Origin of the sequence: Prauserella cavernicola (assembly GCF_016595675.1) — a bacterium.
In the GTDB taxonomy this organism is placed as follows: Bacteria; Actinomycetota; Actinomycetes; order Mycobacteriales; family Pseudonocardiaceae; genus Prauserella_A; species Prauserella_A cavernicola.
Map to the genome: position 1 here is coordinate 276,018 of NZ_JAENJH010000008.1, position 11,249 is coordinate 287,266.

9 protein-coding genes are annotated in these 11,249 nt (G+C 67.2%); 4 read left to right on the forward strand and 5 right to left on the reverse strand.

Features of this window, described 5'->3' with window-relative positions; translation table 11 throughout:
- Positions 1–98: 98 nt before the first annotated feature.
- Positions 99–1,229 (forward strand): hypothetical protein, encoded by a 1,131-nt coding sequence (locus JHE00_RS27015; RefSeq protein ID WP_200323280.1) that lies wholly within the window; start codon positions 99–101, stop codon positions 1,227–1,229.
- 271 nt (positions 1,230–1,500) lie between these two features.
- Here JHE00_RS27015 and JHE00_RS27020 read toward each other — a convergent pair whose 3' ends face one another.
- The 4 genes from JHE00_RS27020 to JHE00_RS27035 form a co-directional block, all read right to left on the reverse strand.
- Positions 1,501–4,401, reverse strand: a complete 2,901-nt coding sequence (locus JHE00_RS27020) for an FAD-binding and (Fe-S)-binding domain-containing protein (protein WP_307832132.1) — start codon at positions 4,399–4,401, stop codon at positions 1,501–1,503.
- A gap of 407 nt (positions 4,402–4,808) precedes the next feature.
- On the reverse strand, positions 4,809–5,834 hold the full coding sequence (locus tag JHE00_RS27025; RefSeq protein WP_200323292.1) for a TerC/Alx family metal homeostasis membrane protein: 1,026 nt from the start codon (positions 5,832–5,834) through the stop codon (positions 4,809–4,811).
- 184 nt (positions 5,835–6,018) lie between these two features.
- Positions 6,019–6,714 carry a DedA family protein gene (locus JHE00_RS27030; RefSeq protein ID WP_200323382.1) on the reverse strand — a complete coding sequence of 232 codons (696 nt, stop codon included), beginning with the start codon at positions 6,712–6,714 and terminating at the stop codon, positions 6,019–6,021.
- A gap of 52 nt (positions 6,715–6,766) precedes the next feature.
- Positions 6,767–7,090 (reverse strand): hypothetical protein, encoded by a 324-nt coding sequence (locus JHE00_RS27035; RefSeq protein WP_200323294.1) that lies wholly within the window; start codon positions 7,088–7,090, stop codon positions 6,767–6,769.
- 387 nt (positions 7,091–7,477) lie between these two features.
- Here JHE00_RS27035 and JHE00_RS27040 point away from each other — a divergent pair, with 387 nt between their 5' ends.
- The 3 genes from JHE00_RS27040 to JHE00_RS27050 are packed head-to-tail and all read left to right on the forward strand — an operon-like array spanning position 7,478 to position 10,186.
- Entirely contained in the window at positions 7,478–8,308 is an 831-nt protein-coding gene (locus JHE00_RS27040; RefSeq protein ID WP_307832133.1) for a CPBP family intramembrane glutamic endopeptidase, read from the forward strand.
- A gap of 10 nt (positions 8,309–8,318) precedes the next feature.
- Positions 8,319–9,506 (forward strand): sensor histidine kinase, encoded by a 1,188-nt coding sequence (locus JHE00_RS27045; protein WP_307832134.1) that lies wholly within the window; start codon positions 8,319–8,321, stop codon positions 9,504–9,506.
- A complete protein-coding gene (locus JHE00_RS27050; RefSeq protein ID WP_200323298.1) occupies positions 9,503–10,186 on the forward strand; it encodes a response regulator in 684 nt (227 codons plus the stop codon). Before JHE00_RS27045 ends, JHE00_RS27050 begins: the two co-directional genes overlap by 4 nt.
- A gap of 253 nt (positions 10,187–10,439) precedes the next feature.
- Here the strand turns inward: JHE00_RS27050 and JHE00_RS27055 are convergent, their stop codons facing one another.
- Entirely contained in the window at positions 10,440–11,213 is a 774-nt protein-coding gene (locus tag JHE00_RS27055) for a transposase (RefSeq protein WP_307832135.1), read from the reverse strand.
- Positions 11,214–11,249: the final 36 nt, after the last annotated feature.

Below are 11,249 nucleotides of genomic sequence, written 5' to 3' on the forward strand. Positions count from 1 at the left end.
GCATGGCCTGCGGCGTGACCTGGACCGTGCCTCGAGCCGACGAGAACGTCGTTGGTGCATCACACGCGAGCACGTCAAGCGCTGGGGGATGAACATCGATGACCGACAAGACGCTCAAGCACACCGACCCGACGAAGTACGTCGCGGACCTCCAGCAGGCGCTGGCCGACTTCGAGCGGGCACTCACGGAGAGGTACGAGAAGGAGGCGCGGGAGGTCGGCGTGCCGTGGAACCCGGACCGCGAGAACCCCGCAGCCGGAGCGCCGTCCTCTCCCGATGCTGTCCGCCAGAGCATCCCCCGATGGGTGAGGCAGATCCGCAAGGACGTCGAGTCCGAGATCCCTGTGTACGAGACACAGAACCTGGACGTCGTGACATCGGCATTCGATCAACTCCATCGTGCCAGCAGCTTTCTCGGCAACGAGGATGCGATCGGAACGCCTACGGGAATCCCCGACCACGTCAACCACATCAACAGCTTCAGCAAGTGGGCCGGGATTTCCGGCGAGGCGTTCCGGGAAAACTTCGGGCTGTCCACACGCCCAACCATGGACAACCAGCGTGGTATAGCCAACAGCCTCATCAACCTTTATGCGGCGCGCGCGGTTGTCATCGATTCCGCTCGCCAGAACATCATTCGCGCCATTCGCACGGCAACGGACACGTTGAGCCAGACCGTCAGCACCGACAACTCCGAGACCGAAATGTGGCAATGGACCGGCCTGAGCGTGGCCGCCATCGGCGTTGGCATCGTCAGCGGAGGCGCAGGCGTCGCGGTCTCGGCAGCGGTCGTCGTGGGCAACGCGATGGACTTCTACCATTCCGGCATGGAATACGCCGACGACATCCACAGCATAGTGACCGGCGTCAAGGACAACCTGGCAAAAGCCAGGGAAGACGCCGTCAACGCGGGATTCGACTGGACCAACAAGGTCAAGGAACTCCAGCGCGACATCGCGAGCACCGACAGCAAGCTGCTGGAACTGAAGGACACGCGCGACACATACGTTTCCTTCCTGCAGACCACGTGCGCGCGATACTACGAAGCCGGATGCCGGCTCACCGATGCCACCCGCGCAAATTTCAACATCGAGACAACGAACACGGAAATCTTGAATGCACTGGCAGAAAACCCAGACCTCAACGGCGCCGGCCCGGACAACGGCGGGACGGTAGAGCAGCACATCCACACAACCGACCGCACCAACATCCAGGATCAGATGCTGTAGTGAGCCAGTCCCCGCGCACCGAACCCGACAGGGACAGCGATGATCACCGGGGACGCCGATGTGGGCCAGGAGCGACCTCGATGGGTGCGACGCCACGCCACGCCGGCTCGCCGATCCCATCGACGGTGGCAATGAGCGCGGTCAGCGACGCGTGGTCGATGGCCTCGGCGACTGTGCACAGCGCGGAATTCGGGTCACCTGACCGATCAGCACCGTGGCGGACCCGCTCCCGGCATTCGGCCGAGATGACCGGTCTCCGCGGCTGCTGGTGTCACCGGCGCAGCGCGCGGGCGGCGATTTGGGCCAGGTGCACCGGCTCCCTCTCCCCTGCTTGGCGAACCTGGGTGCGGCAGGAGTACCCATCGGCGAGCACCGCGACCGAATCGTCGGAGGCCCGGATGGCGGGCAGCAGGGCGCGTTCGGCGCACGCCATCGAGACGTCGTAGTGGCCGTCCTCGAAACCGAAGTTTCCGGCCAGACCACAACAGCCCGAGTCGAGCACTGTCGCGTCGACTCCGAGTGCGGCCAGCACGGCACGGTCGGGCTCGCTACCGAGCTCGGCGTGCTGGTGGCAATGAATCTGCACCAACGCGCCACCGTTTCCCTGCCCAGCGACGGCGGAGAGCTCGTCGGTGTGCCGGTTCAACAGCTCGGCGAACGTGGACACGTGCCGGCCGAGCAGCTCCACCCGAGGATCGTCCGGGAGCAGCTCGGCGGCGTCCGAGCGCAGCGCTGCCGTGCAGGACGGCTCCAGTCCGACCACCGGGACACCGGCGTCGAGCGCGGGTCCGATCGCGCGCAGGCTGCGGGCAAGGACCCGCCTCGCCGCGCCGACCTGGCCGGTCGAGGTCCAGGTCAGCCCACAGCAGACGGTGCGAGGCGGCAGTTCCACCCGGTAGCCGAGCGCGGTGAGCACGGCGACGGCGTCGGCAGCGATGGCCGGATCGAAGTGATCGGTGAACGTATCGGTCCACAGCAGCAACGGGCCGCGACTGCCCGGCTCGATTCCCAGGTCGGGGACCCGGCTCATCGGGGCACCCTTCGCGGCGCGGGCGGTGTAGGTCTCGCGAGCGATCGGCGGGATGGCCCGGCGGGCGTCGATCCCGCCCGCCTTCTTGGCGACCTTCGCCAGGAAGGGAACTCGCGCCAGCCGGTTGAGCCGATCGACGGCGGCGGCGGGCAGTGCACCGACGATCCGCAGCCAACGTGGCAGCGCACCCATCGAGTAGTGAGCGCGAGGACGGAGTTTGCGGCGGTAACGCTGGGCGAGGAACTCGGTCTTGTACGCGGCCATGTCGACACCGACCGGACAGTCGGACTTGCAGCCCTTGCAGGACAAGCACAAATCGAGTGACTCAGCGACCTCATCGGACTGCCAGCCGCCGGTGATCACCTCGCCGCGAGCCATCTCGAACAGCAGGCGAGCGCGACCGCGGGTCGAGTGCTTCTCCTCCTTGGTGACGTTCCAGCTTGGACACATCACTCCGCTGCCCGTGTCGATCGCGCACTTGCCGACGCCCAGGCATCGGCGGGTAGCGCGGTGAAACGAACCCTGATCGTGGCCGAAGGCCAGCTTCGGCTTGTCGGGCATGGTCGGCATGCCCAGCTGGACCCGCAGATTCTCGTCCATCGTCGCCGGACGGACCACCCGGCCGGGGTTCATCTTCTCGTCCGGGTCCCAGATCTGCTTGAAGCGTTCGAAGCCGGTGATGATCTCCGGCGGGTACATGCGCGGCAGCAGCTCTGCGCGGGCCTGACCATCGCCGTGCTCACCGGACAGCGACCCGCCGTGCTCGACGACGAGATCCGCAGCGTCGGTCATGAAGGCCCGGAAGTTCGCGATACCGGGCTTCGTCATCAGGTCGAAGTCGATCCGGACGTGCAGACAGCCGTCACCGAAGTGACCGTAGTAGATGCCTTTGCGGCCGTGCCGCTCCAGGACCCGGTCGAACTCGCGCAGATAGGTGCCGAAACGCTCGGGCGGGACGGCAGCGTCCTCCCATCCGGGCCAGGCCTCGCCGCCGTCCGGGGACCGGGTGAGCAGCCCCGCGCCTTCCTCGCGCACCCGCCACAGAGCGCCCATCTGTTTCGGATCCGAGACGACGACCGAGCCCGTGGTGTACGGCTTCATCGCGGTGGCGACGTCCCGGGCCGCGGCCTCGGCCGCGGCCCTGGTCTCGCCGCCGGTCTCGACGTAGAGCCAGCCGCCACCCTCGGGCAGCATCCGGCTGGTGGTCTCGCCAGGACGGAGTGCTCGCAGCGCGGCGATCAGCCCGGCGTCCATGCCCTCGATGGTCAGCGGGGACTGCGCCCGCACGATCATGACGTTGTCCGCGGCGGTGTAGGCGTCAGGGAAGCCGAGCACCGCCAACGCTCGCGCCGGTGGAGACTCCACCAGGTCCACCGTCGCCGACAGGATCGTGGCGCAGGTGCCCTCCGTGCCCACCAGCGCCTTCGCCAGGTTCACCTGGCCTGGCACCAGTTGGTCGAGGTTGTAGCCCGACACGCGGCGGGTGAGCTCGGGGACGTGTGCCTGGATGTCGGCGGCCATCTCGGCGCCGAGCGCCCGCAAAGCATCAGGGATCGCGCCGGTCTCGACGCCCTCGCCGCCGAGAGTGATCCGCTCTCCGCGGTAGGTGAGCACCTCCAGCGACCGGACGTTGTCGACGGTCTTGCCCCACGCCACCGAGTGCGACCCACAGGCGTTGTTGCCGATCATCCCGCCGATCGAGCACCGATTGTGTGTCGACGGGTCCGGACCGAACGTCAGCCCATGCGGCTTCCCGGCGTCGCGCACGGCGTCGCACACAGCGCCGGGCAGCACGGTCGCCGTCCGCGCGTCTGGATCCACCGACAGGATCCGGTCCATGTGCGTGCGGAAGTCGAACGCGACCGCGGTGTTGACCGCCTGACCGGCGATCGAGGTCCGCGCCCCCACCGGGAGTACCGGGACGTCGTGTTTTCGGCACACCGCCATCGCGGCCTCGACGTCATCGGCATCGCGCGGGGCGATGACGCCGATCGGGACACCCCGGTAGTTCGACGCATCCGCCGACCACATGGCACGACTTCCCGCGTCGAACCGGACCTCGCCGCCGATGGCGGCACGCAGGTCCTGCTCCAGTGCGCGGTGCGCGGCGATGCTCGTGGCGGGAACGTTGGTTGGGCTCACGCGGCTCCTCTCGATACCCGGACGCTACCAACGAGCGGCAAGTACACGCGGCCGCGCACAACGGACCGCAGTGACCCGATCGATGGACTCTCCTACGTATGTCAAGCCGGGATCGGTATGCCACTGGCGGCGGTAAATCACGCGGGCGAGGTAGCACTTGGAACCTATTGACAGCACGCCAACCCATAGTGAACAGCGTCGGCATGTTCGCTCGAGCGACGGACAGAAACCGCTGAAAGCGGTGTAGATACCGACGTGTGTGACCTCTCGTACGCGTTGATTCGTAGCTCAGCAGTGACGTCGGAAGTTCACCAGGGAACCACAGGTGATCGCCGCCGCCACGAGAAGCAGTACGGTCAATGCCAGCTCGATGAGGAAATCCACCATCATCGTCAGCTCCTTGTTCGTCAGGTCCGCCTGGCCTGTGCTTCGGCGTCCTTGCGGACTCGCCGCATGCTCGCGACCGTCACCACGGCGAGGACGACGACGATCGTCGCCAGCGAGATCGGCGTCGGAATCGTGGGCACGGACGGCCAGACGGTGTGCGCCCAGTGCAGCACCAGCTTCACGCCGATGAACGCGAGAATGATCGCCAGACCGTGGTTGAGATACACCAGTCTCGCCAGCACCGCCCGCAACACGAAGTACAGCGCACGCAGTCCGAGCAGAGCGAAGGCGTTGGTGACGAAGACCAGATACGGATCCTCGGTGATGCCGTACACCGCGGGCACGGAGTCGACGGCGAACACGATGTCCGTCGCGAACACCGCGACCACCACGAGCATCAACGGCGTCAGAGCCCGCCGTCCGGCTTGGCGGACGACCATCTTCGTACCGTGGTAGTCATCGGTCACCGGCATCACCTTGCGCAGCAGCCGCACGGACCGCATGTCCGAGACGTCCTTGCCGCCCTGCCCACCCCTGGTGGCCTCGTGCAAGACCTTCACCGCCGAGACGAACAGCACCAGGCCGAACACGAGAAACGCCCACGTTCCCGCCTGCAGCATCGCCGCACCGGCCGCGATGAAGATGCCACGCAACACCAGCGCGCCCACGATCCCGTACAGCAGCACACGCTGCTGCACGGCGAGCGGAACGGCGAAGCCGGCCAGGATCAACATGAACACGAAGAGGTTGTCCACCGACAACGACTTCTCCACGACGAAGCCCGTGACGAACTCCGTCGCCTGTGCGCCGCTGAACGCCAGCCACAACCACAGACCGAACACGAACGGCAACGCCAGATAGAACACCGACCAGCCGACGGCTTCCTTCATCGACACCTCGTGCGGCTTGCGAGTGATCACGAAATCAGCGATCAACAAGCCCAGCAACACGGCGATGCTGATACCCCACAACCACGGCGAACCTATTGTCTCGGCGACGGGTGCGGCGGTGAGTAATTCACCGGAACCAGCGAATCCTGTGAGCACACAGACCTCCACGAACGTCTTTCGTTCGAGGTCTCCTTCACCCGCTCACGGGCGACCCGCCGAGAACGCCCCTGCTGCGTTCGTCCTGACCGGCAGGGTCCTTGAGGAAGTACTCCCCTCACCCACAGTTTCCCGGCATATCGGTCATTGTTGCAAGTCTCGGTTTGAGGATGAAGATGCCCTACTACGCCCGTCTCATCCTCGGGTCTGCCTGAGCACCGGCATGCCGTCGACGATTACCGGGACGGCGGGCACGGAGACGAATCACCGTGAACAGAACCACCGCGGCGACAGCGAAAACAGCCACGATGATCTGGAACACGCCCGCAAACCCCTCCACCACATGCCAATTGACACCCAGAACGTAGCCAGGGACGACAAACGTGGAATTCCAGATCAAGCTGCCCAGCGCGGTCAGCAACGCAAACACCCAGAACGGCATTCTCTGAATGCCGGCGGGCAGCGACACGAAACTGCGCACCAGGGGAACCATTCGCCCCAGCAACACCGCCTTAGTGCCATGCTTGGCGAACCATCTGTCGGCTTTGTCAAAGTCCGCGGGCTTGACCAGCGGTAGCTTGCAGATGAGCCGACGGGTGCGCTCGCGGCCGAGCAACCGACCGAGATAATAAACAATGATCGCGCCGAGCACCGACCCCGCCGTGGTCCACAACAACGCCTCGGCCAAGGAGAACATGCCGTCGGCCGCGCTGAAACCCACTAGCGGCAGCACGACCTCGCTGGGAATGGGCGGCACCACGTTGTCGAGCGCGACCAAGATCGCAGGACCCAGCACCCCGAGCGTATCCATCAGGTCGACACCCCATCCGGCGATGCCGCCGAACTCGCCAGTGTCGTTGTGTGCCAGCCGTGCGGTCATCATCGGGCCTGCCACCTCGCGAGGAACTCCGCGAACATCGCGCACCAGAGGATCAAGTGTCGGTAGTTGCGCGATCGATGGCTCGCGCCGGCACATTCTTCACCGCGACCCGCGCACAGTGAGTTGACTGTGGGCGGGTGCGGCGACGATGGTCAGTCGATGGCCGTGCAAGACCGCGCCGATGACGGCAGGTCACCGACCCCGCCGCGGTGACGACATCAGCGTCGTTGGCGGCCTCGAGCACGACGTCGAACTCGCCGGTGACCCGTTTCAACCACCCCGTCCCCTGACTGGCCGTGCACGCCGGGGCGATCGACACCGGACCCGCCACCTGCATGGCCAGATCGACCGCCCGAACGCGCTCGCCGTCATCCACCACTTCAGGCTGCCCCTGCCCGACCGGTCTGTCCAGGACACCCAGGCAGCGCACCGATTCAGCAACCAAACGCGGCCAACCAACCGCTGCGGCGAACAGCCGTGTCGCCCCCCTTTGTCGCGAGATCGCGAGATCGCGAGGTCGCCTGGTCGCACACAGGTCCCGCTGGGCTGTTGGCTGGATCAGGCCGGATCAGGCTGGATCAGGCCGGCGCGCGTTTCGAACGCCTGGCCGCCACGTAGCCCTCGGTGTGCACAGTTTCGCGGGCCGGGGTCCCCCGTGAGAGCTATCCGAATCGTCGCCTCGGCGGGGATTCCGCGACGGCCGAGCGCTCATAGCCTTCACCAGGTCACCGACCAGGTGGCGATGGTCAACAGGAGGTCATCGGTGGAAGCTGTCGCACGCACGGATCACGAGACGGGGCGATTCGGCCGCGTCTCGCGGTCACCGCTCGGGTGGATGCTGGTCGGCATCGTCGGCATCGTCGGAGTGTCGGCGCTGACCTCGGGCGGGCCTCCGGTGCTGGCCGTCGTCGGGGCGGTGGCCGCGGTTGCGGTCTACTGGGCGGTCATGCGTTACGGGGCGGGGCGGAGCATGCCCGAGATCGCGCCGAGGCGGGCGGTGTCCCACGCGGTGATCGGCACCGTACTCGGTGTCGTGATGATCGCCGCCTCGGTGCTCATGGTGATCACGGAGTTCTCGTTCGCCCCGGCGTCCGGCGACGTCACGGCGATCGTGGCGAGCATGGTCGCGATACAACTCGGGGCAGCGGTGACCGAAGAGCTGGTTTTCCGCGGTCTGGCGTTCCAGGCGCTGGAAAGGCTGTGGGGTAGCTGGATGGCGCTGGCGATCACCGCAGCGCTGTTCGGGCTCCTGCACCTGGCCAACCCGAGCGCCACGGTGTGGAGCTCGTTCGCGATCGCCGTCGAAGCAGGGGTGCTGCTCGGTGCGGCGTTCCTGTGGCGGCGCAACCTCTGGTTGGTAGTCGGCCTGCACTTCGCGTGGAACACGTGCGTGTCGTTGCTCGGCATCCCTGTCTCGGGCCATGAGGTCGCCGGGGTGCTGACCACACACCCGACCGGCCCGGACCTGTTGACCGGGGGTGAGTTCGGCATCGAGGCGTCGATCGCCCCCATCATCGTGAGCCTGCTGCTCGCCACGCCCATGCTCATCGTCGCGCGCAGGCGCGGGAACCTGGTGACTCGGCGCCGACGCTAGACTCCGCCGGGTGCTCGTTGACGCGGCAGCCATCCGTTCCATGGTCAGGTGGCGCGATCGCCCGATTCCGTTGCAGGACATCGCGTTGGCGGCGGGAATCGCGGCACTGGCCTTCGTCCCCACCGTGGCCCACATCGCACCGGAGATCGGCGATCTCCCCCCACTATTCCTCGGCACCTCCGGCACCGCGATCGGGTTGGTGCTGACTCTGGCGCTGTGTCTGCCGCTGGCGGTACGGACCCGGCGGCCGGCCGCGTGCGTCCTGATCACCAGCGGTGCGTTCGCGGTCAGTCAGGTGCTGGGCTACCCGAACACGTTCGGAAAGGTCGGATTCCTCCTGGCCTTGTATGCCGCCGGCGCACATCTCGCCCGGTCCCGTCTGGGAGTGGGTGTGGTGCTCACGGCGAGTTACGCGGTGCTCGCGGTCGTGTTGCACGAACTGGGGTCACCGCAGCGGTTTCTCGACTATTTCGCGTTCTACCTGATGATGGCGGTGGTCTGGTTGGCAGGCAGCGGTGTGCGCAGGTGGCGCGCCGAAGGAGCCGAGCGCGAACGACTGGCCGCGGAGATGGCCGCAGCTGCCGAGCGGGCGCGAATCGCTCGGGACCTCCACGACGTGGTCACCCATCACGTGACGGCGATGGTGGTCCAGGCCGACGCGGCACAGTTCGTGCTCGGCACCGCACCGGCGCGCGCCGAAGGAGGGCTGACCGCCATCAGCGAGACCGGACGCCGGGCGCTGACCGAGCTGCGGGCCCTGCTCGATGTGCTCGAGGCGACTGGCGACTCCCCGACCCCGGCCAGAACACCGACCATGGGCAGGGTGGGCGACCTGGTCGAGCAAGCCTCGATGTCGGGGCAGCCCGTCGAACTGACCGAGCATGGTGTCGTCCGGCCGCAGTCCGTCGACGTGGAACTGGCCGCCTACCGGGTGGTGCAGGAAGCGCTCACCAACGCCATCAAGTACGCGACCGGACGACCGACCACGGTCCTGGTCCGACACGGCGAGGAGCACGTCGAGATCGAGGTGACCACCACGGGCCCCGCCGCCGACACACCGGTCGCGCCGTCGGGGGGACGAGGTCTGACCGGGCTGCGGGAACGGGTGCGGATGCTCGACGGCGACCTGGTGGCCGGTCCTCGCGCGGACGGTGGCTTCCGCGTCCATGCCCTGATCCCGTCGGGCACTGCCGGATGACCGAGTCGATCCGCATCCTGATCTGCGAGGACCAGGCGTTGGTGCGCACCGGGTACGTCACCATTTTCTCGACACAGCCCGACATGACGGTCGTCGGTGAGGCAGCGGACGGCCGCGAGGCGGTGGAGCTGGCATTGCGGATGCGCCCCGACGTGGTCGTGATGGACGTCCGCATGCCGATTCTGGACGGCATCGAGGCGACCCGGCGGATTGCCGGTCCCGGCGTCGAGACACCCCCGAAGGTGTTGGTCGTCACCACCTTCAACGTCGACGCGTACGTCTACGACGCACTTCGCGCCGGCGCCAGCGGGTTCCTGCTCAAGGACACACCACCTCCTCAACTGGTCGACGGCATCCGCACGATCGCCCGCGGCGAGTCCCTACTCGCGCCCGCGGTCACCCGAAGCCTGATCGGCCGCTTCGCCGAACGCCTGAGCCCCACCGACACCTCCCATCCGGAACGGGACCACGTCGTGCGGACGCTCACCCGCCGCGAGCTGGAGGTTCTCGAACAGCTCTCTGCCGGCCTCGCCAACGCCGAGATCGCCGAGAAGCTGGTCATCTCCGTCGAGACCGTGAAGACCTACGTATCCCGAATCCTCACCAAACTCGGCTTACGGGACCGCGTGCAGGCGGTCGTCCTGGCCTACCGGATCGGTCTGGTTCACAGCGAGGACTGATCTCGGAACGGCGAGGCCGGCTGAGGACTCGACGGGCGGGCCCGTGCGCTCGCGGACTTCCCGGCCTGATGAGACCGGGCGACCGACACAACGCCTGGGCATACCCGAAGAACCATAGGAATCGGCCCGCCACCGGCTCAGCATCGGTCGCCGGTTCACCCAACTCTGGCGGCCACACACGAACAGGACACCTATCCACCACGCAGGGGTGGGGTTCAGACCGCTGCCAAGCTCGGCAATCGGAGCATGACGGTTAACCAGCGAAGTCCAGCTGGGCGCGTCCGAACTCGCTGCCGTGACGGCGCGGCCGGCCCACCGTGTGCGGGGTGGGTGGCGGGGCCGAGCGGCGCAGGACCCGGTCCGAGCGCATCCGCACCAGCGCCGCCACGGGCAGGTCAGCCAGCTGGAAGGCCAGGCGTGGTCCGTCGTAGCCGGCGTCGGCCACGATCAGGATCTCGCGATCACCGGGCTGCCAGTGCCCGCGGGCGATCAGCCCGGTCACGACCCGGCGGAGTTGTTCGGCGGTGACCGTGGCGGTGTCGGCTCCGGGCACCAGGCGTTGGATGTCCAAGGGCGCGGTCCAGGAGCTGCGGCCGGTTTCCAGCGCGGCCACGACCGAGTAGGGCCAGCCGGGAATCGCCAGATGCTGGTTCCGGTTGCGGCCGTAGGCATGGCACATGACCCGGTCGGGTGCGGTGTGTGCCTCGGGCCGAAACCAGCAGGTGATGTCCACGGCCAGTACCAGTCGGCCGTCGGCCGCTCGCGGCAGCGGCCCGGCCAGGATGGCGTCGCGGAGCCGATCGACATCGATCCGGCCGTGCGCCAGGCCCGCATAGAGCCCACCATGACTTCGGCGATGCTCCGCGAGCAGGGATAACTCCGGCAGCGACCGGACCGGCCCCTCGGCACACAACACGGCGTCGGTCAGCTCGAACAACGCATCCGCCCGGCGGGACAGAGATCGATAGAACTCGTGTCGGAACCGGACGAGCTCCCCGGACACGCTGCCCGCGCCCAAGTCGTGCACACTGATCAACTGAAGCCCTTGGTCTGATCGTCTTTC

Excerpts from the sequence above, each read along its gene's own strand:
- JHE00_RS27015 (WP_200323280.1), top strand. The coding sequence starts at position 99 with ATGACCGACAAGACGCTCAAGCACACCGACCCGACGAAGTACGTCGCG.
- JHE00_RS27030 (WP_200323382.1), bottom strand. The coding sequence starts at position 6,714 with ATGACCGCACGGCTGGCACACAACGACACTGGCGAGTTCGGCGGCATC.
- JHE00_RS27050 (WP_200323298.1), top strand. The coding sequence starts at position 9,503 with ATGACCGAGTCGATCCGCATCCTGATCTGCGAGGACCAGGCGTTGGTG.